At 71.3% G+C, this 25,056-nt stretch carries 24 protein-coding genes, 4 tRNA genes and 1 pseudogene; 21 read left to right on the top strand and 8 right to left on the bottom strand.

What is annotated here, in order from left to right; translation table 11 throughout:
* Nucleotides 1-7: 7 nt before the first annotated feature.
* From nrfD to fdh, 3 genes are read right to left on the bottom strand one after another with little or no spacing between them, the layout of a single operon-like run.
* On the bottom strand, nt 8-961 hold the full coding sequence (nrfD, locus tag ACILRH_RS21450) for an NrfD/PsrC family molybdoenzyme membrane anchor subunit (protein WP_395696102.1): 954 nt from the start codon (nt 959-961) through the stop codon (nt 8-10).
* Nucleotides 961-1,896 (bottom strand): 4Fe-4S dicluster domain-containing protein, encoded by a 936-nt coding sequence (locus ACILRH_RS21445; protein WP_395696101.1) that lies wholly within the window; start codon nt 1,894-1,896, stop codon nt 961-963. Before ACILRH_RS21445 ends, nrfD begins: the two co-directional genes overlap by 1 nt.
* The gene (gene fdh, locus ACILRH_RS21440; protein WP_395696100.1) at nt 1,893-5,141 is read right to left on the bottom strand and encodes a formate dehydrogenase; all 3,249 of its coding nucleotides are present in this window, start codon (nt 5,139-5,141) and stop codon (nt 1,893-1,895) included. Before fdh ends, ACILRH_RS21445 begins: the two co-directional genes overlap by 4 nt.
* A gap of 94 nt (nt 5,142-5,235) precedes the next feature.
* On the opposite strand from fdh, the gene ACILRH_RS21435 reads away from it, so the two are divergent.
* The 3 genes from ACILRH_RS21435 to selB all read left to right on the top strand — a co-directional run bounded on the left by ACILRH_RS21435 (nt 5,236) and on the right by selB (nt 8,345).
* Nucleotides 5,236-5,330: transfer RNA gene (locus ACILRH_RS21435), tRNA-Sec, on the top strand.
* 47 nt (nt 5,331-5,377) lie between these two features.
* Complete coding sequence (gene selA, locus ACILRH_RS21430) at nt 5,378-6,664, top strand: L-seryl-tRNA(Sec) selenium transferase (RefSeq protein WP_395696099.1); 1,287 nt, start codon at nt 5,378-5,380, stop codon at nt 6,662-6,664.
* A gap of 1 nt (nt 6,665) precedes the next feature.
* Nucleotides 6,666-8,345: a selenocysteine-specific translation elongation factor gene (gene selB, locus ACILRH_RS21425; RefSeq protein ID WP_395696098.1), complete on the top strand. Its 1,680-nt coding sequence runs from the start codon at nt 6,666-6,668 to the stop codon at nt 8,343-8,345.
* A 30-nt stretch (nt 8,346-8,375) separates the two neighbouring features.
* Here the strand turns inward: selB and ACILRH_RS21420 are convergent, their stop codons facing one another.
* The gene (locus ACILRH_RS21420) at nt 8,376-8,618 is read right to left on the bottom strand and encodes a hypothetical protein (protein WP_395696097.1); all 243 of its coding nucleotides are present in this window, start codon (nt 8,616-8,618) and stop codon (nt 8,376-8,378) included.
* 191 nt (nt 8,619-8,809) lie between these two features.
* Here ACILRH_RS21420 and ACILRH_RS21415 point away from each other — a divergent pair.
* From ACILRH_RS21415 to rpmG, 3 genes are all read left to right on the top strand, one after another.
* Nucleotides 8,810-8,882: transfer RNA gene (locus ACILRH_RS21415), tRNA-Thr, on the top strand.
* Between the two features lie 56 nt (nt 8,883-8,938).
* A tRNA-Met gene (locus tag ACILRH_RS21410) sits at nt 8,939-9,012 on the top strand.
* 47 nt (nt 9,013-9,059) lie between these two features.
* Nucleotides 9,060-9,230, top strand: a complete 171-nt coding sequence (gene rpmG / locus ACILRH_RS21405; protein WP_395696096.1) for a 50S ribosomal protein L33 — start codon at nt 9,060-9,062, stop codon at nt 9,228-9,230.
* Between the two features lie 88 nt (nt 9,231-9,318).
* On the opposite strand, the gene ACILRH_RS21400 is transcribed toward rpmG, so the two are convergent.
* Nucleotides 9,319-10,542 (bottom strand): IS110 family transposase, encoded by a 1,224-nt coding sequence (locus ACILRH_RS21400; protein ID WP_395692498.1) that lies wholly within the window; start codon nt 10,540-10,542, stop codon nt 9,319-9,321.
* A gap of 244 nt (nt 10,543-10,786) precedes the next feature.
* Between ACILRH_RS21400 and ACILRH_RS21395 the strand changes: the two genes are divergently transcribed.
* The 3 genes from ACILRH_RS21395 to ACILRH_RS21385 are packed head-to-tail and all read left to right on the top strand — an operon-like array spanning nt 10,787 to nt 12,592.
* Complete coding sequence (locus ACILRH_RS21395; protein ID WP_395696095.1) at nt 10,787-11,185, top strand: MaoC family dehydratase N-terminal domain-containing protein; 399 nt, start codon at nt 10,787-10,789, stop codon at nt 11,183-11,185.
* Nucleotides 11,182-11,574 (top strand): MaoC/PaaZ C-terminal domain-containing protein, encoded by a 393-nt coding sequence (locus ACILRH_RS21390; protein WP_395696094.1) that lies wholly within the window; start codon nt 11,182-11,184, stop codon nt 11,572-11,574. The genes ACILRH_RS21395 and ACILRH_RS21390 overlap by 4 nt, the downstream gene beginning before the upstream one ends.
* Nucleotides 11,567-12,592 carry a UDP-N-acetylmuramate dehydrogenase gene (locus ACILRH_RS21385; protein ID WP_395696093.1) on the top strand — a complete coding sequence of 342 codons (1,026 nt, stop codon included), beginning with the start codon at nt 11,567-11,569 and terminating at the stop codon, nt 12,590-12,592. Before ACILRH_RS21390 ends, ACILRH_RS21385 begins: the two co-directional genes overlap by 8 nt.
* A 13-nt stretch (nt 12,593-12,605) precedes the next feature.
* Here the strand turns inward: ACILRH_RS21385 and ACILRH_RS21380 are convergent, their stop codons facing one another.
* The 3 genes from ACILRH_RS21380 to ACILRH_RS21370 are packed head-to-tail and all read right to left on the bottom strand — an operon-like array spanning nt 12,606 to nt 15,519.
* Nucleotides 12,606-13,223 (bottom strand): DUF4190 domain-containing protein, encoded by a 618-nt coding sequence (locus ACILRH_RS21380; RefSeq protein WP_395696092.1) that lies wholly within the window; start codon nt 13,221-13,223, stop codon nt 12,606-12,608.
* A complete protein-coding gene (locus tag ACILRH_RS21375; RefSeq protein ID WP_395696091.1) occupies nt 13,220-14,305 on the bottom strand; it encodes an adenosine deaminase in 1,086 nt (361 codons plus the stop codon). Before ACILRH_RS21375 ends, ACILRH_RS21380 begins: the two co-directional genes overlap by 4 nt.
* Entirely contained in the window at nt 14,302-15,519 is a 1,218-nt protein-coding gene (locus ACILRH_RS21370; protein WP_395696090.1) for a pyridoxal phosphate-dependent aminotransferase, read from the bottom strand. The genes ACILRH_RS21375 and ACILRH_RS21370 overlap by 4 nt, the downstream gene beginning before the upstream one ends.
* Before the next feature lie 126 nt (nt 15,520-15,645).
* Between ACILRH_RS21370 and ACILRH_RS21365 the strand changes: the two genes are divergently transcribed.
* From ACILRH_RS21365 to ACILRH_RS21310, 12 genes and pseudogenes are all read left to right on the top strand, one after another.
* A tRNA-Trp gene (locus ACILRH_RS21365) sits at nt 15,646-15,718 on the top strand.
* A gap of 45 nt (nt 15,719-15,763) precedes the next feature.
* On the top strand, nt 15,764-16,000 hold the full coding sequence (gene secE / locus ACILRH_RS21360) for a preprotein translocase subunit SecE (protein WP_395696089.1): 237 nt from the start codon (nt 15,764-15,766) through the stop codon (nt 15,998-16,000).
* Between the two features lie 23 nt (nt 16,001-16,023).
* Nucleotides 16,024-16,923 (top strand): transcription termination/antitermination protein NusG, encoded by a 900-nt coding sequence (nusG, locus tag ACILRH_RS21355; RefSeq protein WP_395696088.1) that lies wholly within the window; start codon nt 16,024-16,026, stop codon nt 16,921-16,923.
* 134 nt (nt 16,924-17,057) lie between these two features.
* Nucleotides 17,058-17,486, top strand: coding sequence for a 50S ribosomal protein L11 (gene rplK, locus ACILRH_RS21350; protein WP_011754170.1), 429 nt, complete (start codon nt 17,058-17,060; stop codon nt 17,484-17,486).
* A gap of 58 nt (nt 17,487-17,544) precedes the next feature.
* Nucleotides 17,545-18,267: a 50S ribosomal protein L1 gene (rplA, locus tag ACILRH_RS21345; protein ID WP_395696087.1), complete on the top strand. Its 723-nt coding sequence runs from the start codon at nt 17,545-17,547 to the stop codon at nt 18,265-18,267.
* A 455-nt stretch (nt 18,268-18,722) separates the two neighbouring features.
* Nucleotides 18,723-19,351 (top strand): annotated as a pseudogene (gene rplJ, locus ACILRH_RS21340) (50S ribosomal protein L10).
* 81 nt (nt 19,352-19,432) lie between these two features.
* Nucleotides 19,433-19,828 (top strand): 50S ribosomal protein L7/L12, encoded by a 396-nt coding sequence (gene rplL, locus ACILRH_RS21335; protein WP_395696086.1) that lies wholly within the window; start codon nt 19,433-19,435, stop codon nt 19,826-19,828.
* A gap of 283 nt (nt 19,829-20,111) precedes the next feature.
* The gene (locus ACILRH_RS21330; RefSeq protein ID WP_395696085.1) at nt 20,112-21,062 is read left to right on the top strand and encodes an ABC transporter ATP-binding protein; all 951 of its coding nucleotides are present in this window, start codon (nt 20,112-20,114) and stop codon (nt 21,060-21,062) included.
* Between the two features lie 8 nt (nt 21,063-21,070).
* Nucleotides 21,071-21,856, top strand: coding sequence for an MlaE family ABC transporter permease (locus ACILRH_RS21325; RefSeq protein WP_395696084.1), 786 nt, complete (start codon nt 21,071-21,073; stop codon nt 21,854-21,856).
* Nucleotides 21,857-21,860: 4 nt separating this feature from the next.
* Nucleotides 21,861-22,688 carry an MlaE family ABC transporter permease gene (locus ACILRH_RS21320; protein WP_395696083.1) on the top strand — a complete coding sequence of 276 codons (828 nt, stop codon included), beginning with the start codon at nt 21,861-21,863 and terminating at the stop codon, nt 22,686-22,688.
* Nucleotides 22,689-22,701: 13 nt separating this feature from the next.
* The gene (locus ACILRH_RS21315; RefSeq protein WP_395696082.1) at nt 22,702-23,973 is read left to right on the top strand and encodes an MCE family protein; all 1,272 of its coding nucleotides are present in this window, start codon (nt 22,702-22,704) and stop codon (nt 23,971-23,973) included.
* A complete protein-coding gene (locus tag ACILRH_RS21310) occupies nt 23,970-25,022 on the top strand; it encodes an MCE family protein (RefSeq protein WP_395696081.1) in 1,053 nt (350 codons plus the stop codon). Before ACILRH_RS21315 ends, ACILRH_RS21310 begins: the two co-directional genes overlap by 4 nt.
* Nucleotides 25,023-25,056 lie beyond the last annotated feature (34 nt).

Genomic DNA, 25,056 nt, shown 5'->3' with positions numbered 1-25,056 from the left:
CCCGGGCTCATGCCGGACCGGCGGGGAAGGCGCCCTGACGGGCCTGCAGGCGCTCACGCTGGGGGACCACGACGTACTTCGGGTCGCGGGCGGACGCCCGTCCCGCCTCGAAGATGCCGAACCGGGTGGTGACGGAGGCGGCGACGTACGTCGCCCCAGCCAGCGCCGAGACGAGCCGGGACCGCTTGCCCGCCAGCAGGGTGGCGGCGGACGCCACCGCGGTGCAGTTGCGGGCGATCGTCATCAGCCGCCCCGGAGTGCCGATCTTGTAGGGCTCGGCGGCGAGCCCCCGGCGCAGCAGGATCGACTCCGCGGCCGCGATCTCGACCGCCGCACCCGTGAGTGCCATCCGGCGAGCCGGGCCGGCCTGGTCGCGAGGGACGAGCAGCATCGCCAGGCCGCCCGCTGCCTGGGCGCCCGAGCCGCCGAAGACGAACGGCAGCTCACGGTGCGCCTCGTGCCACGCGGGCACGGCGGTGTTCGCGAGCAACGCAGCGGTGTACGTCGCCAGTGGCGGGCCGAACGCCGCTGCCCCGACGCCCGCCAGCCGGCCGATCCGGGGCAGCAGGCCGGTGACCTGTGACGCTGCCGCGGCACCGGAGAGCGCGCTGAACGGGGCCAGGATGAAGGAGCCGACCGAGAGGGGCGAGGTGGGCTTGAGCACCCGCAGCATGTTGAGGAACCGCTCCGGCCGGCCGAGGTCGTGGACCAGCGCGACGGTGCCGGCGGCCGCTCCGGTGGCCGCGGCGAGGCGCGCGACCCGCTCCAGGTCGGGCTTCCCCGTGAGTGCGGCGCCCTCGGCCAGCAGCGAGGATGCACCGGCCAGGCCGCCGAGGAAGAGGTAGAGCGGGACGTCCGGCGTCTTCCAGGTCGGCTCCTTGAGGATCGGCTTGCCGTAGTAGGACTCGAACTCGACGTCGGGGACCACCGTCGTCTCGCCCTGGTGCTTCGGGGGCGGCATCAGCGCCGCCTTCCCCAGAACGATGCGACGCCGAGGCCGGCGAGCGTGACGGCGGCGGCGCCCACGTGCTTCCAGATCGTGCCCAGGTCGCGGGTGGTCACCACCGGGTCGGGCGGCAGGCCGTAGACCTCCGGCTCGTCGAGCAACAGGAAGAACGCGCCGTCGCCGCCCACGCCGTCCTCGGGGTCGCGCCCGTAGAGACGAGCGACGTCGACCCCCTTGTCGTGCAGCTCGGCGAGGCGCAGGTCGGCCCGCTCGCGCAGCTCGGACAGCTCCCCGAACTGGATCGACTCGGTCGGGCAGGCCTGCGCGCAGGCGGGCTTCTGGCCCTCCTTGAGGCGGTCGTAGCACAGCGTGCACTTGAAGGCCCGGCCGTCCTCCTTGCGCAGGTCGATGACGCCGTAGGGGCAGGCCGGCACGCAGTAGCCGCAGCCGTTGCACACGTCGGGCTGCACCACCACCGTGCCGAACTCGGTGCGGAAGAGCGCGCCCGTGGGGCAGACATCGAGGCAGGCGGCGTGGGTGCAGTGCTTGCACACGTCCGACGACATCAGCCACCGCACGCCGTCGGCGCCGGACGGGGTCGCCTGGTCGCCGCCCGCCTGCTCCTCGCCCGCGGGCGCTCCCACGGACGGCATCCCGAGGTCGGTGACGGCGACGTCGAGCGGCTTCTCGACGAACGCCACGTGCCGCCACGTGGAGGCGCCGAGCGCCTGGGTGTTGTCGTAGGACATCCCGGTCAGCAGGTAGCCGTCCTCGGGGACGTCGTTCCACTCCTTGCACGCCACCTCGCAGGCCTTGCAGCCGATGCAGACCGAGGTGTCGGTGAAGAAGCCCACCCGCGGCGGGTGGTCCTCGTAGCCCGCGTCGTGCTGGACGTCGTCCAGGCGCCCCCACAGGCGGCCCTCGGAGAAGAGGTCGGAGAAGAGGGTCACTGCGCGCCTCCTTCCTCGGGATGGGCCATGTCGACGCCGGCGCGCCGACGGTAGCCGTCGACGTACGCCGTCAGCGCGGGTCCGCGAGGGCGGCGACCCGGCCGGATGTCGCAGGTGCCGACCTTGTCCTGGATGTAGACGTTGGGGTCCATCGTGATGTTGACCAGGTCGTTGGGGGAGTCGCCCTGGGTGATCCCGTTGCGGCCCCAGTGGTAGGGCAGGCCCACCTGCTCGACGAACCGGTCACCCAGCCGCAGCGACCTCAGCCGGTCGGTCACCAGCACCCGCGCCTCGATCGCGGTCCGGGCGGTCACGATCGTCACCCACTCGCCGTGGGTCAGCCCGCGCTCGGCGGCCAGGCGCGGCGACACCTCGCAGAACGGCTCGGGCTGCAGCTCGGTGAGGTAGGGCAGGGTCCGGCTCATCCCGCCCGCCGTGTGGTGCTCGGTGAGCCGGTAGGTGGTGAACACGTAGGGGAAGACCTCGCTCCAGCTCGGGTTGATCGGGTTGGTGACGTGGTCGAGCTTGCGGCGCGACGGGTTGTTCTGCTGGCCGTAGAGCGGGTTGTGCAGCGGTGACTCCGGCGGCTCGTAGTGGGTCGGGATCGGACCGTCGGCGACACCGACCGGTGCGAAGAGCCAGCCCTTCCCGTCGGTCTGCATGACGAACGGGTCCTGCCCGCCGATCGCGTCCGGTCCTTTCGCGCCCTCCTCGGGCACGTGGTCGGGGGCGCGATCGGGCACGAAGTCGGGCACGTCGGGCCCCACCCACCTGCGCTGCTCCGCGTCCCAGGTGATGTACGCCTTGCGCTCGCTCCACGGCGACCCGTCCGGGGCGGCCGACGCGCGGTTGTAGAGCTGGCGTCGGTTGGCCGGCCACACCCAGCCCCACTCCGGGGCCACCCAGTCCTGCTCCCAGTGCGGCTTGCGGCGGCGGGCCTGGTTGACCTCGTCGGCGTACACCCCGCAGTAGATCCAACAGCCGCACGACGTCGACCCGTCGGCCTTCAGCTCCGTGTACGCCGACAGCGCGGCGCCGTCGGGCCCGACCCCGTTGATCTCGCGCAGGACCGCCTCGCCGTCGGGGTCGCCGTGCTCGTCGACGGGGTAGTCCCACGCCAGGTCGAGCAGGGGCCGGTCCATCTCGTCGGTGGACCCCTGGAGCTTCTCGCGGATCCGGTTGCCGAGGTCGTAGTAGAACTGCAGCTCGCTGCGGCAGTCGCCGGGTGGCTCGACGGCCTGGTCGCGCCACTGGAGCATCCGCTGGGTCTGGGTGAACGAGCCCGCCTTCTCCACGTGCGAGGCCGCGGGCAGGAAGAACACCTCGGTGCCGATCTCCTCCGTGACGAGCTCACCGGTCTCGATCTCGGGACCGTCCTTCCAGAACGTCGCCGACTCGATCATCTGCAGGTCACGCACCACCAGCCAGTCCAGGTTGGCCATGCCGAGCCGCTGCATCTTGCCGTTCGCCGAGCCGACCGCAGGGTTCTCACCGACCAGGAAGTAGCCCTTGCAGCTGCCCTCGATCATCCCCTTGACGGTCGTGTAGGTGGAGTGGTCGCCGCTGATGCGCGGCAGGTAGTCGAAGCAGAAGTCATTGTCGGCCGCGGCCGCGTCGCCCCAGTACGACTTGAGCAGGCTGACGGCGTACGCACGGACGTTGCCCCAGAAGCCGGCCTTGCCCTCGTCGTCGCGCACCCACTCGTCCAGCGACTGGTGCTGGCTGGCGTTCGGCATCGGCAGGTAGCCCGGGAGGATGTTGAACAGCGTCGGGATGTCGGTCGAGCCCTGGATGCTGGCGTGCCCGCGCAGCGCCATGATGCCGCCGCCCGGGCGACCGATGTTGCCCAGCAGCAGCTGCAGGATGGCGGCCGTGCGGATCATCTGCGCGCCGACACTGTGGTGGGTCCAGCCGACCGCGTAGCAGAAGGCCGACGTCCGCTCGCGCCCGCTGTTGTGGGTCAGCGCGTCGGCCACCTGCCGGAAGTGGTCGGGCTCGATGCCGCAGACCTCCTGCACCATCTCGGGGGTGTAGCGGGCGAAGTGCCGCTTGAGGATCTGGAAGACGCACTGCGGGTCCTGCAACGTCTCGTCACGGCGCCCCTTCCAGCGCACCGGAGCCCCGCCCGACCCGTGGCTCTCCGACCGCGCGGACTGGTGGGACTCCTGGTGCCCGCCGCTGTCGCCGTACTCCTGGTCGTCATCCTCGCGCTCGGCCTCGGCCGCCACGTCGTCCTCGCTGTCGGGCTGGTAGCCCCAGGACTCGGGGTCGTAGTGGCCGGTGTCGGGGTCGAAGCCCGAGAAGAGCCCGTCGAGGTCCTCGGTGTCGCGGAAGCCCCCGTCGATGATGTTGGCAGCGTTGGTGTAGGCCACGACGTACTCACGGAAGTCGAGGTCGTTGCTGAGCACGTGGTTGACGAGCCCGCCGAGGAACGCGATGTCGCTGCCGGCGCGGATCGGGACGTGCAGGTCGGCGACCGCCGACGTCCGGGTGAACCGCGGGTCGACGTGGATGATCGTCGCGCCGCGCCTCTTGGCTTCCATCACCCACTGGAAGCCCACCGGGTGCGCCTCGGCCATGTTCGAGCCCTCGATGAGGATGCAGTCAGACCTCGCGAGGTCCTGCAGGAAGGTGGTGGCCCCACCACGGCCGAACGAGGTACCCAGACCGGGCACCGTGGAGGAGTGTCATATCCGCGCCTGGTTCTCGATGGCGATCGCACCCATCGCCGTGTACAGCTTCTTCATGAGGTAGTTCTCCTCGTTGTCGAGGGTCGCTCCTCCGAGGCTGGCGATGCCGAGGGTGCGGCGGGTACGCCGACCGTCGGTCTCCCACTCCCAGAACTGCTTGCGGGTGGCGATGACGCGGTCGGCGATCATGTCGACCGCGGTGTCGAGGTCGAGGTCCTCCCAGTCGGTGCCGAACGGGCGGCGGTAGCGGACCTTCGTCACCCGGGTGGGACTGGTGACCAGCTGCTTGCTGGCGCTGCCCTTCGGGCAGAGCCGGCCGCGGGAGATCGGGCTGGCCGGGTCGCCCTCGATCTGGACGACCTTCTCGTCCTTGACGAAGACCTTCTGGGCGCAGCCCACGGCGCAGTACGGACACACCGAGTCGACGACCCGGTCGGCCTGCACGGTGCGGGGCTCGAGGTCCCGGCTGCGCTCGGACATCGCGGCGTGGCCGCGGCCCAGGCGGTCCGCGCCCGTGACCTGCCGCACCAGCGGCCAGCCCAGGAACGCCCTCACAGGCGGAGGGTAACCACCGGGGGCCCCGGGCAAACCGGGCCGCGCGGTGCCTCTGGAGGGCGCCGCTCGAGGGTGCCTGCGTTAGGTTGCCGGTGGAGGCGTTCCTCGTCTGGTGACGGGCGCGGTCCTCAAAACCGTTGTGGCCGGGCCACCCGGCCAGGCGGGTTCGATTCCCGTCCGCCTCCGCCACCTCCTCGCCGCGCGTCGGGTGCCGCGTCCGTGCCTAGGATCGGTGCGTGGACGACCCTCGGCGACGCACGCCGCGCACCGACGCCGTGCTTGCCGACCCGGGGGTCGCCGGGCTGGTGGCGCGGGTCGGCGCCGGACTGGTGAAGCCGGTCGTCGCCGAGGTGCTCGCGGAATGCCGCGCCGGGACGGTCCCGCCCGAGGACGTCGTGGGCCAGGTGCTGGTCCGCGCGCCCCGGTCGGCCACCTCGCTGCGCCAGGTGGTCAACGCCACGGGGATCGTCGTGCACACCAACCTGGGTCGGGCGCCGCTGTCGGCCGCCGCCATCGAGGCCGTCGCGGTCGCCGCGGGCGCGACCGACGTCGAGATGGACCTGGGCACCGGCCGGCGCGGACCGCGCGGCCGGGCCGCGCTCGCCGCGCTGGCGGCGGCGGTGCCCGACGCCGGCGGCGTCCACGTCGTCAACAACGGCGCTGCGGCGCTCGCACTGGTCGCCTGCGCCCTGGGCGCCGGCCGCGAGGTGCTGATCGCCCGCGGCGAGCTGGTCGAGATCGGGGACGGCTTCCGCATCCCCGAGCTGATGGAGTCCCTCGGCGTGCGGCTGCGCGAGGTCGGCACGACCAACCGGGTGCGCCTGGCCGACTACGAGGTGGCCGCCGGGCCGGACACGGCGTTCGTGCTCAAGGTCCACCCGTCGAACTTCCGGGTCGAGGGCTTCACCTCCTCGGTCGCCGTGTCCGACCTGACGAGCCTGGGGCTCCCGGTGGTCGCCGACATCGGGTCCGGGCTCCTGGCGCCCCACCCGCGGCTGCCCGACGAGCCGGACGCCTCGTCGGTGCTGCGGGAGGGGGCCGCGCTGGTCACTGCGTCGGGGGACAAGCTGCTCGGCGGTCCCCAGTGCGGCCTGCTGCTGGGCGAGGCCGGCCTGGTGCAGCGGCTCCGCCGGCACCCCTTCGCCCGCGCGCTGCGCGTCGACAAGCTCACCCTGGCCGCGCTCGAGGCGACCCTGACCGGGCCCCCGGCCCCGGTCGCCCGCGCCCTCGCGACCCGGCCCGAGGAGCTGATGGCCCGCGCGCGTCGCGTCGTCGACGGCCTCGACGGGCTCGACGCCCGGGCGGTCGCGTCCGAGGGTCGGGTCGGGGGCGGTGGCGCCCCCGGCGTGCCGCTGCCCAGCGCCGCGGTCGCCCTGCCTCCCGCGCTGGCCCTTCCGCTCCGGCAGGGCGAGCCCGCCGTGGTCGGCCACGTGCACGACGGACGGCTGCTGCTCGACCTGCTGACCGTGCCGCCCGACCTCGACCAGACCCTGGTCGACGCCGTGCGCCGCGTGGCGGGCTGACGTGCACGTCGTCGCCACCGCCGGCCACGTCGACCACGGCAAGTCCACCCTGGTGCGGCGGTTGACCGGCACCGACCCCGACCGGCTCGCGGAGGAGAGGCGACGCGGGCTGACCATCGAGCTCGGCTTCTGCTGGACGACGCTGGACCCGGTGGGCGAGGTGGCGTTCGTCGACGTCCCGGGCCACGAACGCTTCGTCACGACGATGCTGTCGGGCGTCGGTCCCGTGCCCGTGGCCATGCTCGTCGTCGCGGCCGACGACCCCTGGATGCCGCAGGCAGCCGAGCACCTCGCCGCGCTCGACGCGCTGGGTGTGGAGCACGGCGTGCTCGTCGTCACCCGGGCGGACCTCGCCGACCCCGCCCCGGCGCTCGCCCGGGCCCGGGCGGAGCTGGCGGGCACCTCGATGGCCGGTGTCCCGGACGTCGTCGTGAGCGGGCGGACCGGAGCGGGCCTCGGCGAGCTCCGGAGCGTGCTCGCGACGGTGCTCGACACGCTGCCCGCGACGGACCCGGCGGCCGACGTACGGCTCTGGGTCGACCGGCGCTTCCACGTCCGCGGGGCCGGGACGGTCGTCACCGGCACCCTGCCTGCCGGCAGTGTCGCCGTCGGCGACGTGCTGGAGGTCGAGGGCGAGAAGGTGCGGGTCCGTGGGGTCGAGGCGCTCGGCCGGCCTCGCGAGCGCGTCGGCGGACCGGCCCGGGTCGCCCTCGACCTGGGCGGTCACCCGCCCGACGGGGTGGCCCGAGGTCGCGCCCTCACGACGCCGGGGGCGTTCCTCGCGTCGGGCGTCGTCGACGTCCGCGTGACCGGACCGGAGCGAGTCCCCGAGCGGCCGGTCCTCCACGTCGGGTCCGCGCACGTCGGCACCCGCGCGCACCTGCTCGCCCCCGGCGTCGCCCGCCTCCGCCTCGAGCGGCCGCTGCCCCTGCGGTACGCCGACCGCGCCGTGCTCCGCGACCCCGGGAGCCGTCAGGTGTGGGGCGTGCGGGTGCTCGACCCGGTGCCGCCGCGGCACCGGCGCGACCTCGCCTCGCACGACGGGACGCCCGCGGCCGAGCTGCGGCTGCGGGGTGTCGCCCGCCGGTCGGTGCTGCGGCGAGCCGGAGTCCCGGTCGAGCCACTGCCCGCGGGCACGGTCGCCGCGGGGGACTGGCTGGTGCCGGCCGAGCAGGTGCCGGGGCTCCGCACCCGGCTCGAGGAGCTGGCCCGAGACCGAGCGGTCGCGCCGGCGGAGGCGGCCCGCGAGCTCGGGCTGCCCGACCCGGCGCTGGTGGTCCCGCTGGTCGCGCCGCCGCTGCGGCTGGAGGACGGTCGCATCGCCGGTCCCGCGGCCCTGCCGGCGGCCCTGGTCGAGGCCGCCGCCACCGTGCGTGGCGAGCTCGCGGGCTTCGCCGCCCCCGAGGCGGGCCGGCTCGACGAGCTCGGGCTCGACACCCGCGCGCTGGCCACGTTGCACCGCGCGGGGCTGCTGCTGCGGGTGGCCGACCGGGTCGTCCTGCTCCCGGGCTCCGACGACCGGGCCGTGGAGGTGCTTGCCGACCTCCCGCAGCCGTTCACGACGAGCGCCGCCCGGCAGGCGCTGCACACCAGCCGACGGGTGGTGCTCCCGCTGCTCGCGCACCTGGACGCCACCGGACGCACCGTGCGGCTCGCGGACGACCGACGCCGGCTGCGCTGACGCGGTGCTGACGCGGTGCCGGTGCGACGCCTACGACGCTGCGGGCACCGGGTCGTTGTAGCAGCCGCACGACGGGCATCGGATGAGCATGGCCGGGCGCTCGGCGGACCCGGTCGACCCGGCGACCAGCACGAAGCGGCACCCGCCGCACACCAGGTTCAGGTCACCGGTCCCGGTCGAGAAGGGCCGCAGCTCGGGGTAGCACGTGAACCCCAGCACCGGGCGCTCCCCGGCCTCGCGCGGACCCACCAGCGGGAGGACGACGTCGGACACGCTCCGACGGTAGTGAGGTGTGCGTCCCGAGGGGAACGGCGAGTTGCTCCCGGCCCCGGAGCAACCGGCTCCCGGGGCCGGTCAACGCGCCGGTATCGGCGGCCTCGGAGAGCGCCGGATCGGGGGTTCCTGAGCGTGGATCCAGCCGATTTCTCGATCGCCGGGGGCCCTGTGTATCGTTCTCCGTCGTTGCCCCTTTAGCTCAGTCGGCAGAGCGTCTCCATGGTAAGGAGAAGGTCTACGGTTCGATTCCGTAAAGGGGCTCGGGGCAGGCACATTGGACGAGCCGGTTACGCTGGTTCGTGCAGCCGTGCCCTCGTGGCGGGGTAGCTCAGGTGGTTAGAGCACACGGCTCATAATCGTGGTGTCGCGGGTTCGAGTCCCGCCCCCGCTACTCACAGATCGAGCGACACCCGTTCCAACCCGCGCAAAGGACTTCCCGTGGCCAGCAAGAGCTCCGACGTTCGCCCCAAGATCACGCTCGCCTGCGTCGAGTGCAAGGAGCGCAACTACATCACCAAGAAGAACCGCCGCAACGACCCCGACCGGCTCGAGCTGGCGAAGTTCTGCCCCCGCTGCCGCAAGCACCAGCCGCACCGCGAGACGCGCTGACCGCAGCCAGACCCTCGTCGACCCGTCCGGTCCTCCGGGCGGGTCGACGCCATTTCCCAGGCCCTAGATATCCCAGGGGTGCAGGGCGTCAAGCGGCTGCGGGTTGGCGGTGTGCCCAGGCGGTGGTCTCGTCGTAGGTCGTCTGGTTGCGTAGGCAGCCGTCGAGGATGCCGACGAGGCGGTTGGACAGGGCGCGGAGTGCTTGGTGGTGGGTGGCGCCGCGGGCTCGGTGATGGTCGTAGAAGGCCCGTGCGCCAGGTGAGGCGCTGAGGGCGGAGAAGGCCTGCTGGTGCAGCGCGTCGGCCAGTCGTTTGTTACGGGCGTAGCGGGCGAGGACGACCTTGCTTTTGCCCGAGGTCTTGGTGATGGGGCTGGTCCCGGCGTAGTTGCGGCGGGCCTTGGCGTCGGCGTAGCGGTCCTTGTCGTCACCGAACTCGGCAAGCACCCGGGCACCGAGGACCACACCGAGGCCGGGCTGGCTGGTGATGATCTCAGCGTCCGGGTGCTGGCCAAAACACCGCTCCACCTCGCCCTCGAGGGCAGCCGCCTGGGCGACCATCGTGGTCAGTACCGCCACCAGCGAGGTCACGCTGACGCCGTAGGCCTCGGTGAGCGCGTCGGACAGCCCGAGGTGCTCGGCGCGCAGGGCGGTGGAGATCTCCTGGGCCCGGGCCTGCAGGTTGCGCTGTCTTCCGGCCTTGCGCAGCACACTGACCAGCCGTGCCGTGGAGAGTGCCCGCCCAGCGGCCGGTGTCGCAGCGACCGCGAGCACGGCGAGCGCGTCGCGGCTGGCCAGGTCCTCGCCGAACGCCTCGAGGGCGGCGGGGTAGAACTCTCGCAGCATCGAGCGCAGCTGGTTGGCCTGCCGCTGCCGGGTCCAGATCATCGTCTGGTGGGTGCGGGCCACGGTCTTGACGACCTCGGCCTGCTCGCTGTCCCCGGCGATGACCCGGTGGTGCTCACGGTCCAGGCGGACGATCTGGGCCAGCACGTGCGCGTCACCGGGGTCGCTCTTGGCGCCGGAGGTGGTGAGCCGTTCGCGGTAGCGGGAGGCCTGTTTCGGGTTGATCGCATAGACCGTGTAGCCGGCCGCGACCAGCGCGTGGACCCAGCCGCCGCGGTCGGTCTCGATCCCCACCAGGACCGACTCCGGCTCATCGTGGTCGGCGAGGTGATCGGCGATCAGCGCATGGAGCTGGCCCAGCCCGGTCACCCCCTCGGGCAGCCGACACCGTTTCAGCACCCGGCCACGCTCGTCTTGGAGCTCGATGTCGTGATGGGACTCGGCCCAGTCATCACCCAGGAACAGCACCCGATCTCTCCTCAGTCGCGAACGGATCGTCCAGAAGAGGCTCGCAGGCGACCTAATGGTTCAGTGCTCACCGCACACAGCGGGGCTCGTCATCCCAGCAGCCATCAACGCCTCCTCGTCACCGGCGGGGGCACGATCTAGAGCTAGACCTCCCGGGCCTGGGTGGAACAGTGCTCACCCACCGGCGGACTCGGACACCACTCTGGCCGAAACCCGACCGGTGCAGCCCCATTAGGGTGGTGCCATGCCAGTCGACCAGTCCCTCGTCGGCAGGGTCTTCCCCCCCACGCGAGCGCACCCGGTGACCGCGGACCACGTCGCTGCCTTCGTCGCCGCGACCGGCGGTGAGTACGACGGCGGACCGGCGCCCGCGACGTACCCGATCGTGCTGGCCTTCGAGGCCATGAACGCGTTCCTCGAGGCGGAGTCGCTCGAGCTGCACCGCATCGTCCACGGCGAGCAGCGGTTCGCCTACGAGCGCCCGGTCGTCCCCGGCGACGAGCTCACGGCCACCCTCACCGTCGCCAGCCTGCGCCAGATCGGCGGCAACGACATCATCGGCACCACCAGCCAGATCACCGACGCCTCCGGCGCGCTGGTCTGCTCGACCAGCGCGACCCTGGTGCACCGGGGTGCGGCATGACGCTCCCGACCCGGACCTTCACGGTCACCCGCGCCGACCTGGTCCGCTACGCCGAGGCCAGCGGCGACCACAACCCGATCCACCAGGACCAGGCGGTCGCCGAGGCCGTGGGACTGCCCGGCGTGATCGCGCACGGGATGTACACGATGGCGCTGGCCGCCCGGGCCGTGACGACGTGGTTCCCCGGCGCCGAGGTGGTGAGCCTGGGGTGCAAGTTCACCCACCCCGTCGTCGTGCCCGCCGAGGGCGGCGTCGACGTCGAGGTCGCCGGCGAGGTCAAGGACGCCGCCGACGGGCTGACCACCGTCGCGCTCACCGTCACCAGCGGTGGCCAGAAGGTGCTCGGGATGCCGCGTGCGGTCGTCCGGGAGGCCGCCGACCGTGCCTGACCGGCTCGCCGCCCACACGACGCTGCGGCTGGGCGGTCCCGCCGACCGCTGGGTCCGGGCCACCACCGAGGCAGAGCTCGTCGACGCGGTGCGGACCGCCGACGCGGCCGGTGAGCCGGTCCTCGTCCTCGGCGGTGGCAGCAACCTGGTCGTCGCCGACGACGGGTTCCGGGGGACCGTGGTCGAGGTCGCGACGCAGGGGGTCGCCACCGACGCCACCGACGAGGCCGCCTGCGGCGGCGCCACGGTGACGGTCGCGGCCGGTGAGACCTGGGACGACCTCGTCGACCTGGCGGTCCAGCGGGAGTGGTCGGGCGTCGAAGCGCTGTCCGGCATCCCGGGTTCGGTTGGCGCGACGCCCATCCAGAACGTGGGCGCCTACGGCCAGGAGGTCAGCCAGACCGTCGCCTCGGTGCGGGTCTGGGACCGCACCCTGCGCGGCGTCCGCACGTTCGCCAACGCCGACTGCCGCTTCGGCTACCGCACCTCGCGGTTCAAGGCCGATCTCGGGCGGCACGTCGTGCTGTCGGTCACCTTCCAGCTGCGGCAGGGGTCGCTCGGTGCCCCGGTGGCCTACGCCGAGCTCGCCCGCGCGCTCGGCGTCGAGGTCGGGCAACGCGCCCCGGCGGCCGAGGTGCGCCGCGCGGTGCTCGGGCTGCGCCGCGGCAAGGGCATGGTGCTCGACGCCGACGACCACGACACGTGGAGCGCCGGCTCGTTCTTCACCAACCCGGTCGTCGCGCCGGAGGCCGTGCCGACCGGGGCGCCCGCGTGGCCGCAGCCCGACGGCCAGGTCAAGACCAGCGCGGCCTGGCTGATCGAGCACGCCGGGTTCGCCAAGGGCCACGGCACCGACCGGGCGGCGCTCTCGGGCAAGCACACGCTGGCGCTCACCAACCGCGGAGGAGCGACCACGGAGGAGCTCCTCGCGCTGGCCCGCGAGGTGCGCGACGGCGTCGAGGCGCGCTTCGGCATCCGGCTGGTCAACGAGCCGGTGCTGGTCGGCTGCTCGCTCTGAGCCCCCGCGGGACCTACGACGTGGAGTCGTAGGTGACCGACGACGAGGTGCCGTCGGAGACCACGGCGAGCCCGATGATGAAGGCGAAGAAGAGCACGCCCAGGATCAGCAGCACGGTCCCGATGATCCCCATGATCTTGCCCGCCTGGGCCGATCCGCGGCCGCCGTACGTGCTGGGGCTGGCGTCGATCTCCCGGACGGCCTTGGCGCCGATGATCCAGGCGAACGGCGAGAGCACCAGCGTGATGCCTCCGCACGCGACGATGCCGGCCAGCGCGACGATGCCCAGGACCATCGCGGTGTTCGCCGACGGGTGGTTGGGGACCGGCGCGGCGTAGGAGTATCCGGGCTGCGGGTACTGGCCCGGCTGCTGGTAGGGCTGCTGGTAGGGCTGCTGGTACTGCTGCTGGTACTGCTGCCCGTAGGCCGGCTGCTCGTACTGGGGCTGCTCGTACTGCGGCTGGCCGTACGGCGGCGGGGTCCCGTACTGGGGCGTGCCGTACTGGGGTGCGCCGTACTGGGGCGTGCCGTACGGCGGCGGGGCGGGCTGGTCCGGCGCCTGCTCCTGCGGCTGGTACGGGTTGTCCTGCTGGTACGGGTTGGGGCCCGGGGGCTCGGGCTGGTCGCTCATGGACCCATCCTGTCAGGATCGGCGGGGTCCGTGGCCAGCCAGGCGTCGATGTCGGCCAGGATCGCGGCCCGGACGTCGTCCGGTGCACGCGAGGCCCGCACGGACATGCGCGCCAGCTCGGCCAGGGTCTCGTCGTCGAGGTCGTGGGCCGCGCGCATCGTGGCGTACTGACCCGCCAGCCGGGAGCCGAAGAGCAGCGGGTCGTCGGCGCCGAGCGCCACCTGTGCCCCGGCCTCCAGCAGGGTCGGCAGCGGCACCGACGTCAGGTCGGAGTAGACGCCGAGGGCCACGTTCGACACCGGGCACACCTCGAGCGCCACCCCCGCGGCCACGATCCGCTCGAGCAGTGCGGCGTCCTCCGCTGCGCGCACGCCGTGCCCGAGGCGCTGGGCGCCGAGCTCGTCGAGGCAGGTCCGGATGTGCTCGGGTCCGCGCAGCTCCCCGCCGTGCGGCGCCAGCAGGAGCCCGGCGCGGTCGGCGATCCGGAAGGCGGCCGCGAAGTCCGCGGTACGCCCGCGGCGCTCGTCGTTGGAGAGCCCGAAGCCGACCACGCCGCGGCCGGCGTACTGCCCGGCGAGGCGGGCCAGGGTGCGGGCGTCCAGCGGGTGCCGGGTCCGGTTGGCGGCGACGACCACCGCGATCCCGAGGCCGGTCGCGGCCGACGCCTCCCGCACCGCGTCGAGCACCAGGTCGGTGAACGCCGTGATGCCGCCGAACCGGGCGCCGTAGCCGCTGGGGTCGACCTGGATCTCCAGCCACCTGCCCCCGTCGCGGACGTCGTCCTCGGCCGCCTCCCGGACCAGCCGGCGTACGTCGTCCTCGGTGCGCAGCACCGACCGCGCGACGTCGTAGAGCCGCTGGAAGCGGAACCAGCCCTTCTCGTCAGCGGCCGAGAGCTGCGGCGGCCAGTCCTCGACGAGCTGGTCGGGCAGCGCGACACCGTCGCGGGCGGCCAGCTCGAGCAGCGTGGCGTGCCGCATGGACCCGGTGAAGTGCAGGTGCAGGTGCGCCTTCGGCAGCGCGTGGAGGTCGCGGGGATCGGTGCGTTCGCCGTGCTCGCTGCTCGACCACCGAGCCGTCAAGAGAACAGCTTCTGCAGCCTCGTCACGCCCTCGACGAGGTCGTCGTCACCGAGGGCGTAGGAGAGCCGCAGGTAGCCGGGCGAGCCGAACGCCTCGCCCGGGACGACGGCGACCTCGGCCTGGTCGAGGATGTACTCGGCGAGGTCGGCGGAGGTGTCGATGCGGCGACCGCCGTACTCCTTGCCCAGCAGCCCCTTCACCGACGGGTAGGCGTAGAACGCGCCGCCCGGCATCGGGCAGTACACGCCGTCGATCTCGTTGAGCATCGACACGATCGTGCGCCGGCGCCGGTCGAACGCGACCTTCATCTCCTCGACCGCGGTGAGGTCACCCTCGAGTGCGGCGAGCGCCGCGCGCTGGGCGACGTTGGCGACGTTGGAGGTCGCGTGCGACTGCAGGTTGGTGGCGGCCTTGACCAGGTCGGCCGGCCCGATCATCCAGCCGACCCGCCAGCCTGTCATCGCGTAGGTCTTCGCCACGCCGTTCACCACGACGGTGTGGTCGGCGAGCTCGGGGCACACGACGGGCAGCGACCCGGCCGTCGCGCCGTCGTACACCAGGTGCTCGTAGATCTCGTCGGTCAGCACCCACAGCTGGTGCTCCTCGACCCACGCGCCGATCGCGCGGATCTCGTCCGGCGTGTAGACCGCGCCCGTGGGGTTCGACGGTGAGACGAACAGCAGCACCTTGGTGCGGTCGGTGCGTGCTGCCTCGAGCTGCTCGACGGTGACCTTGTAGTCCTGGGTCTCGTCGGCCAGGACCTCGACGGCGACACCGCCGGCGAGCTGGATCGCCTCGGGGTAGGTCGTCCAGTACGGCGCGGGCACGATCACCTCGTCGCCGGGGTCGAGCATCGTGGCGAAGGCCGCGTAGATCGCCTGCTTGCCACCGTTGGTGACCAGGACCTGCGCGGGCTCGACCTGCAGGCCGCTGTCGCGCGCGGTCTTGGCGACGATCGCCTTCTTCAGCTCCGGCAGGCCGCCGGCCGGGGTGTAGCGGTGGTTGCGCGGGTCGCGGGCCGCGTCGACGGCCGCCTCGACCACGTAGTCGGGCGTCGGGAAGTCCGGCTCGCCCGCCCCGAAGCCGATCACCGGCCGCCCCTCCGCCTTCAGCGCCTTCGCCTTCGCATCGACCTTCAGCGTCGCCGACTCGGCGATCGCGCCGATCCGCTGGGAGATGCGCCGGGAGCGTGGTGAGGACTCGGGGGTGGCCATGACACCATCGTAGGGCGGTCGCACGGGCCGGCCGAAGCCGGTTTGGACGCGGCCTCGCCCGACCACGTAGAGTGGCGTGCGGTGGTTCTCCCACAGGATCAGTCCTGCCCTGGAGAGCCCCGGCCAAGGGCACTAGCTCAACTGGCAGAGCATCGGTCTCCAAAACCGAAGGTTGGGGGTTCAAGTCCCTCGTGCCCTGCAAGGTCGACCAACCGGTCGTCACGACGATGAGAGGCGGAGGACGTTGACGGACAGCAAGGCGGTCCGTGGATCGCGCGGTGGGTCCACCCACAAGCGCACCAGCATCCCCACCTTCTACCGGCAGGTGATCGCGGAGCTCCGGAAGGTCGTCTACCCGACCCAGGATCAGCTGGTCACCTACTTCATCGTGGTCATGGTGTTCGTCGTCGTCATGATGGCGTTCGTGTCCGCGCTCGACCTGGGCTTCGGCAAGCTGGTCTTCAAGGTCTTCGGCGGCTGAAGCCCCCCACTCGCGAGTAGTTGATGGAGCAGTACGTGTCTGAGCAGGAGTACGACGCCGTGGAGCCCGAGGCGACCGACGGGATCGACCCGACCCTCGAGGACCGGTACGGCGAGCCGAACGACGGCCCCGAGGTCGAGGAGGACCCGCGGCTCGACGCCGAGGTGACCGACGAGGACAGCGACGCCGCCATGGGCCTGGACGACACCGAGGACGGTGGCGTCACCAGCCTCGACCTGTCGGAGGTCGAGGGCGACGAGGGGCCGGCCGTCGACGGCGAGGACGAGGTCGACGAGAACGACCCGCTCGAGGCGTTCCGGCGCGAGCTGTGGGCGAAGCCCGGCGACTGGTTCGTCGTGCACACCTACTCCGGCATGGAGAACCGGGTGAAGTCCAACCTGGAGAACCGCATCATCTCCCTCAACATGGAGGACTACATCCACGAGATCGTGGTCCCCACCGAGGAGGTCGCGGAGATCAAGAACGGCCAGCGCAAGATGGTGCGTCGTACCGTCCTCCCCGGTTACGTGCTGGTCCGCATGGACCTCACCGATGAGTCGTGGGCGGCCGTGCGGCACACCCCGTCGGTGACCGGGTTCGTCGGCCACAGCCACCAGCCGGTCCCGCTGTCGATGAGCGAGGTCGAGAACATGCTCGCCCCGGCCGTCGTCGCCCGCGCCGAGGCCGAGGCCCTGGCCGCCGGCACCCCGGCAGCCTCGGGCGGCGCCGCGAAGAAGCCGGTCGTCGAGGTCGCCGACTTCGAGGTCTCCGACTCGGTCATGGTCGTCGACGGCCCGTTCGCCACGCTGCACGCCACGATCACCGAGATCAACGCCGAGTCGCAGCGGGTCAAGGCCCTGGTCGAGATCTTCGGCCGCGAGACCCCGGTCGAGCTCTCGTTCAGCCAGATCCAGCGGGTCTGAGCCGGACCCGCCCGATTTCCCATTCGGGCGGGACCGCAGCACAATTGTCCGGTTGCCCCCGGGCGACCAGCAGCAGGTGGCAGAGGCGGACGACGAACGCCTCGTCATGACCACGAGACAGAAAGAGAAGCAGCATGCCTCCGAAGAAGAAGATCGCCGCACTGGTCAAGGTGCAGCTCCAGGCCGGTGCCGCGACGCCGGCACCGCCGGTCGGCACCGCGCTCGGTCCGCACGGCGTGAACATCATGGAGTTCTGCAAGGCGTACAACGCCCAGACCGAGTCCATGCGCGGCAACGTGATCCCGGTCGAGATCACCATCTACGAGGACCGGTCCTTCACCTTCATCACGAAGACCCCGCCGGCCGCCGAGCTGATCAAGAAGGCCGCCGGCCTGCAGAAGGGCTCCGGCGTCCCGCACAAGGAGAAGGTCGGCAAGCTGACCAAGGACCAGGTGCGCGAGATCGCCCAGACCAAGCTGCCCGACCTCAACGCCAACGACATCGAGGCCGCGATGAAGATCGTGGAGGGCACCGCCCGCTCGATGGGCGTCACGACCGACTGACCAATCGTGGGAGAGCCGCGCTGGCTCGCTGACCACATCTCCTGGAAGAAGGAACATCATGCAGCGCAGCAAGACCTACCGCGCCGCGGCGGAGCAGTTCGACAAGGACGAGCTCTACGCGCCGCTGACCGCGATCAAGATCGCGAAGACCACCTCGAAGAAGAAGTTCGACGAGACCGTCGACGTCGTGATGCGTCTCGGTGTCGACCCCCGCAAGGCCGACCAGATGGTCCGCGGCACCGTCAACCTCCCGCACGGCACCGGCAAGACCGCCAAGGTCCTGGTGTTCGCGAACGCCGACAAGGCCGAGGCCGCCCGTGAGGCGGGCGCCGACGTCGTCGGTGGCGACGAGCTGATCGAGAAGGTCGCCGGCGGCTGGCTCGACTTCGACGCCGTGGTCGCGACCCCGGACATGATGGGCAAGGTCGGCCGCCTCGGCCGCGTGCTCGGCCCCCGTGGCCTGATGCCGAACCCGAAGACCGGCACCGTGACGCCGGACGTGGCCAAGGCCGTGTCCGACATCAAGGGCGGCAAGATCGAGTTCCGCGTCGACCGGCACGCCAACCTGCACTTCATCATCGGCAAGGCCTCCTTCTCCGAGGTCCAGCTCGCGGAGAACTACGCCGCGGCGCTCGAGGAGGTGCTGCGGCTCAAGCCGGCCAGCTCCAAGGGTCGCTACATCAAGAAGGTCACCGTCTCCACGACCATGGGCCCGGGCATCCAGGTCGACCCGAACCGCACGCGCAACGTCGCGGTCGAGGACGAGGCCGCCAGCGCCTGATCGCAGCCGAGGAGCAGGTCGTGCCCGCCGGCCGACCGCACCGAGCACGCCACCCGACCCGTCCGGAGCGATCCGGGCGGGTCGGTGTCGTCTTCCGGGCCGAGTCGGCGTGAATGCACGCTCCAGTGACGCCGAGTCGGCGCGAATGCAGGTCTTCGGTCTGCAGTGACGCCGACTCGACACCCTGGCGGTCTGCAGTGGCGCCGACTCGGCACGGGAGGCGCCGAATTGGACCCGGGCGCATCCGGGTCGTAGTCTTCTCCCCGTAACCAGAGACCGCCGGTGGTCGGGCTGCGCCAGCAGCCGGACCGAAGGTTCCGCGGAAGCGGACGGCCAGCGCAGGTGACAGAGCGGGACCGGCGAGCAGCCGGGACCATCCACGCCCTGAGCCTGTGCTCGGGGCGTTCGTCTTTCTCCGGGGCCCGACGCGGCGGTCGACCACCGGAAGGAGACCCATGGCGCGGGCAGACAAGCAGGCGGCCGTCGCGGAGATCGTTGAGTGCTGACCGAGTACCGCGGTCTCACCGTGAAGCAGCTGCAGGACCTGCGGCGCTCACTCGGCGAGAACGCCAACTACGCCGTGGTCAAGAACACGCTGGCCAAGATCGCCGCCACCGAGGTGGGCATCTCCGGCTTCGACGACCTGCTGACCGGCCCGACCGCCATCGCCTTCATCAACGGCGACGTCGTCGAGGCGGCCAAGGGTCTGCGTGACTTTGCCAAGGCGAACCCCGCCCTTGTCATCAAGGGCGGCGTCCTGGACGGCAAGCCTCTCGACGCGGCTGAGGTGGCCAAGCTGGCCGACCTCGAGTCCCGCGAGGTGCTCCTGGGCAAGCTGGCCGGCGCGATGCTCGCGTCGCTCAGCCAGGCCGTCTACCTGCTCAACGCCCCCCTCGCCCAGGCCGCCCGTCTCACGGGCGCGCTGCAGGCGAAGGCCGAGCAGGACCCCACGATCCTCGCAGGTGGTGCTGGCCAGGCCTCGGCCGAGCCGGTCGCCGCTGACGAGGCATCCGCCGAGGAGGCGGCTCCCACCGAGGAGCCCGTCGCCGAGGCCGCCTCTGACGAGGAGACCGCCGAGGCCTGACCGGGCCGAGGCGTTACACCACCTGAAACCCGGTCCAGCCGCCACCGCGGCCGGACCACCCGAATGGAAGGAACCGCCACCATGGCGAAGCTCAGCACCGACGAGCTCCTCGACGCGTTCAAGGAGATGACGCTGATCGAGCTCAGCGAGTTCGTGAAGCAGTTCGAGGAGACCTTCGGCGTCACCGCGGCCGCTCCGGTCGCCGTTGCCGCGGCCCCGGCCGCCGGCGGCGCCGCTGCCGGCGGCGGCGAGGCCGCTGCCGAGCAGGATGAGTTCGACGTCGTCCTCGAGTCGGCCGGCGACAAGAAGATCAACGTCATCAAGGAGGTCCGCGCGCTGACCTCCCTCGGCCTCAAGGAGGCCAAGGAGCTCGTCGAGTCGGCCCCCAAGGCCGTCCTCGAGAAGGCTCCCAAGGAGGCCGCCGAGAAGGCCAAGGAGGCCCTCGAGGGCGCCGGCGCCACCGTCACCCTCAAGTGACGACTGCCTGACGCAGCTCGACGCACCACCGCCACGAGGGGCGGTCCACCCAGCCGGGTGGGCCGCCCCTCGTGCCGTCTCCGGGTGCTCCTGGTCCCCGCGTCAACGGTCCAGATCGGCGAGGTGCACAGGTGTACGCCGCGGACCGCTGGGGAAGGAAACCGGCGCGTAACTTCGTGACGGTCGTCGCGTTGTTACCGGTCAGTGGGAGATGGGGGAGCGGTCCAGGTGCGCCCGGGAGCCGGACGGGTCGCGCGCAGGCGATGGAGGGACAAAGGCTGACATGGGCGTTGAGATCAAGGTCGAGCACCTCACCAAGTCGTTCGGCAAGCAGCTGATCTGGGGCGACGTGACCCTGACCGTCCCGGCCGGCGAGATCTGCGTCATGCTCGGCCCCTCCGGCACCGGCAAGTCGGTGTTCCTCAAGACCCTCATCGGGCTGCTCAAGCCCGACCAGGGCTCGATCGTCATCGAAGGCACCGACATCGCGACCTGCTCGGAGAAGGAGCTCTACGAGATCCGCAAGCTGTTCGGGGTGCTGTTCCAGGACGGCGCGATGTTCGGCTCGATGAACCTCTACGACAACGTCGCCTTCCCGCTGCGCGAGCACACCAAGAAGTCCGAGTCCGAGATCCGCGACATCGTCATGGAGAAGATGGACCTCGTCGGGCTCGTCGGTGCCGAGGACAAGCTTCCCGGTGAGATCTCCGGCGGCATGCGCAAGCGAGCCGGCCTCGCCCGGGCGCTGGTGCTGGACCCCGAGATCGTGCTCTTCGACGAGCCGGACTCCGGCCTCGACCCGGTCCGCACGGCGTTCCTCAACCAGCTCATCGTCGACCTGAACGCCCAGATCGACGCCACCTTCCTCATCGTCACCCACGACATCAACACCGCACGCACCGTGCCGGACAACATCGGGCTGCTCTACCACCGGCACCTGGCGATGTTCGGCCCCCGCGAGATGCTGCTGTCCTCGGAGGAGCCGGTGGTGCGCCAGTTCCTCAACGCCCAGCGCGTGGGTCCGATCGGGATGTCGGAGGAGAAGGACGCCGACGAGCTGGAGGCCGAGAAGGACCAGGAGCTCCCGCCGCTGCCGCCGATCCCGATGCAGCTCGAGCCCTCCAACGGCATCCCGCGGCGCAGTCAGCGCCCGCCCGGTGACTGGTGCAAGGAGAACGGCGTGACGCCCCCGCCCGGCTCGTTCGAGCAGAACATGTCGTTGGCGACGGGCTAGGGGGGCCGATGTCCAGCATCACCGCGAGCAGGGTGCTCGCCCCGGTCGGGACCGCGGGCAAGCTCTTCGCCTTCGGCCTCGACGTCGGCCGTGGGCTGTTCCGTCGCCCGTTCCAGCTGCGTGAGTTCATCCAGCAGGCCTGGTTCATCGCCTCGGTGACGATCATCCCGACCGCGTTGGTGGCCATCCCCTTCGGCGCCGTCATCGCGCTGCAGGTCGGCGGCCTGATCAAGCAGTTCGGTGCCCAGTCGTTCACCGGGTCGGCGGCCGTCCTCGCGGTGGTGCGCGAGGCCGGGCCGATCGCCACCTCGCTGCTGATCGCCGGCGCGGGCGGATCGGCGATCGCCGCCGACCTCGGCGCCCGCAAGATCCGCGAGGAGCTCGACGCGATGATGGTGCTGGGGATCGACCCGATCCAGCGCCTGGTCGTGCCTCGGGTCCTCGCCTGCATGCTGGTGGCGGTCTTCCTCAACGGCCTGGTGAGCGTCGTCGGCGTCGCCGGTGGCTACGTCTTCAACGTGGTGCTGCAGGACGGGACACCAGGTGCCTATCTCTCGAGCTTCACAGCGCTCGCCCAGCTGCCGGACCTGTGGCAGGGCATGGTCAAGGCGCTGGTCTTCGGTCTCATCGCCGCCATCGTCGCCTCCTACAAGGGGATGAACGCGGCGGGTGGCCCCAAGGGGGTGGGCGACGCCGTCAACGAGTCCGTCGTCATCACCTTCATGCTCCTGTTCGTCGTCAACTTCGTGATGAGCGCGATCTACTTCCAGCTCGTCCCACCCAAGACGGGATAGCGCCGTGGCAAGCATCCGAGCGGTCTACGACAAGCCGCTGAGGACCCTGGACGGCCTCGGTGCCGAGCTCGCGTTCTACATCAAGGCGCTGGCCTGGACGCCGCGCACCCTGCGCCGCTACAAGAAGGAGATCCTCCGGATCCTCGCGGAGGTCACCCTCGGCTCCGGTGCGCTGGCCGTGATCGGCGGCACCGTGGGCGTCATCACCGCGATGTGCTTCTTCACCGGCACGGAGGTCGGCCTGCAGGGGTACGCCGCACTCAACCAGCTGGGCACCGCGGCGTTCTCCGGCTTCGTCTCCGCCTACTTCAACACCCGCGAGATCGCCCCCCTGGTCGCCGGGATCGCGCTGGCCGCGACGGTCGGCTGCGGCTTCACCGCGCAGCTCGGGGCGATGCGGATCTCCGAGGAGGTCGACGCGCTCGAGGTCATGGCGATCCCGTCACTGCCGTTCCTGGTGACCACCCGCATCATCGGCGGCCTCATCGCGATCGTCCCGCTCTACGTCGTCGGGCTGCTGGCGTCGTACTTCGCCACCCGGCTCACCGTCACGAAGTTCTTCGGCCAGACGACGGGGACCTACGACCACTACTTCACGACCTTCCTGCCGCCGGACGACGTGATGTGGTCGTTCGGCAAGGTGCTGGTCTTCGCGGTGACGGTGATCCTGATCCACTGCTACCACGGCTACAACGCCTCGGGCGGGCCGGCCGGCGTCGGCGTCGCGGTGGGCCGGGCCGTGCGCACCAGCATCGTCGCGATCAACGTGATCGACCTGTTCCTCTCGATGGCGATCTGGGGTGCCACCACGACGGTCAGGCTGGCGGGGTGAGCGCACCGTGCGCGTGAGCTCGTTCCACAAGGTCCTCGGCGTGGTCTTCGTCCTCGCCCTGGTCGCCGCGGCGTACCTGACCTACGCGGTGTTCACCAAGAAGTTCGCGGACTACGACGAGGTCAAGCTGCAGACCTCGACCATCGGTCTGCAGCTGCCGGACCGTGCCGACGTCAAGGTACGCGGCGTGATCGTGGGTGAGGTCATCGACTTCCAGGCCGACGCGGACGGCGCGCTGCTCACCCTCGGCCTCTACCCCGGCAAGATCGGCACGATCCCGGCCAACGTGACCGGGTCGATCGTCCCCAAGACGCTGTTCGGGGAGAAGTACGTCTCGCTCGTCGTCCCGGACGACCCGGCCTCGGGCCACCTCGAGGCGGGGCAGACCATCCCGCGGACGCAGGTGTCCACGGAGGTCGAGAAGGTGCTCTCCGACCTCTACCCGCTGCTGCGCACGGTCCAGCCGGCCGACCTCAACATGACGCTGAACGCCATCGCGACCGCCCTCGAGGGCCGCGGTGACCAGATCGGGCAGAACCTCGAGACCGTCGACAGCTACCTCACCCGCATCAACCCGCAGATCCCCCAGCTCGTCGACGACCTCGCGATGACCGCCCAGGTCTCCGACACCTACGCGCAGGTGATGCCCGAGGTCGCCGACATCCTCGACAACACGGTGCGGACGACCGGCACCCTGGAGGACCGCGAGGCCCGCCTGCACGCCCTCTTCGACGACGTCGCCGCCTTCTCCGACACCGCGGCCGACTTCGTCGACCAGAACGGCGACAACCTGATCCGCCTCAGCCACGTCGGGGCGGACCAGTTCCGGGTGTTCGCGAAGTACGCACCGGAGTTCTCCTGCCTCACCCGGGGCATCGTCAAGGCCGGCGTGCTCCAGGCCCAGGCCTTCCGGGACTTCACCCTGCACATCGTCCTGGAGACCCTGCCGAACCAGCCGCGGCCCTACGGCCCCCAGGACAAGCCGCACTTCGGCGAGGACCGCGGTCCGAACTGCCTGCACCTGCCGAACGCTCCCTGGTCCCAGTCCAACCCGGTGCGCCACCAGCCGAACTTCGACGACGGCGTCGACGAGCCCACCGGCAAGGGCACGTCCCGCGTGGCGCCCGCGCAGTTCCTCCGCACGTCGGCCGGGACCACCCAGGAGAGCGACCTGCTGCGCTCCGTCCTCGGCCCCGCGCTCGGGGTCCCCGCGGACGACGTGCCCGACCTGGGGCTCCTGCTCGTCGGTCCGATGGCGCGAGGGGCGGAGGTGTCGCTGCGATGAAGGTCCTCGACAAGCGCACCACCGGCGACCTGGTCAAGCTCTTGATCTTCATCGTGGTCACCACCCTCGCGACCTCGGTCCTGGTGATGACGATCGGCAACATCTCCTTCACTCCGACCACCGAGTACAAGGCCGAGTTCGTCGACGCGACCGGCGTCGTCAAGGGCGACGACGTGCGGATCGCCGGGGTCAAGGTCGGCACCGTCAAGGGCGTGGAGATCGTGGACCGGACGCGGGCGCTGGTGACCTTCTCGGTCGACGACAGCACCCACCTGAGCAAGGCGACGCACGCCACGATCCGCTACCGCAACCTGGTCGGCCAGCGCTACCTCGCGCTGGAGGACTCGATCGGTGACGCCGCCGACCGGCTCGAGGCCGGCGACACCATCCCGGTCTCGCAGACGACGCCGGCCCTCGACCTCACCGTGTTGTTCAACGGGTTCAAGCCGCTCTTCCAGGCGCTCTCACCGGCCGACGTGAACCAGCTGTCCGCCGAGATCGTCCAGGTGTTCCAGGGTGAGGGAGGAAACCTGGAGAACCTGCTGGCCCACACCGCCTCGGTGACCACGACCCTGGCCAGCCGTGACCAGGTGATCGGCAGCCTCATCGACAACCTCAACCAGGTGCTCGACCATGTCGGCGACCGCGACCAGCAGCTGAACCGGCTGATCACCACTTTCCGGACCTTCGTCGGCGGGCTCGCGGACGACCGTCAGGCGATCCTCGGGTCGCTCGACCAGATCTCGGCGCTGTCGGTGCAGACCGCGGACCTCGTCTCGGGCATCCGGCGGCCCTTCGTCGACGACGTGAAGCAGCTGCGGCGCGTCGCCGGCAACCTCGACGCCGGCAAGGCCGAGCTCGATCGCGCCCTCCAGGTGCTGCCGATCAAGCTCAACAAGGTCGGCCGCACGGCGACGTACGGCTCCTGGTTCAACTTCTACCTGTGCCACTTCCAAGGCGACGTCCAGCTGCCCGGGCTCAAGAACCCGGTCAAGGTCGACTATCCGCCCGCCGGCACCACCGTCGCCCCGAGGTGCGACCTGGGATGAGGTACCCCACGAACTTCTCCTCCTCCGCTCCGCT

This window comes from Nocardioides sp. (assembly GCF_044226765.1).
Lineage (GTDB): Bacteria > Actinomycetota > Actinomycetes > Propionibacteriales > Nocardioidaceae > Nocardioides.
The sequence above is the reverse complement of the archived record's forward strand: the minus strand, read 5'-3'. Positions and strand labels throughout refer to the sequence as shown.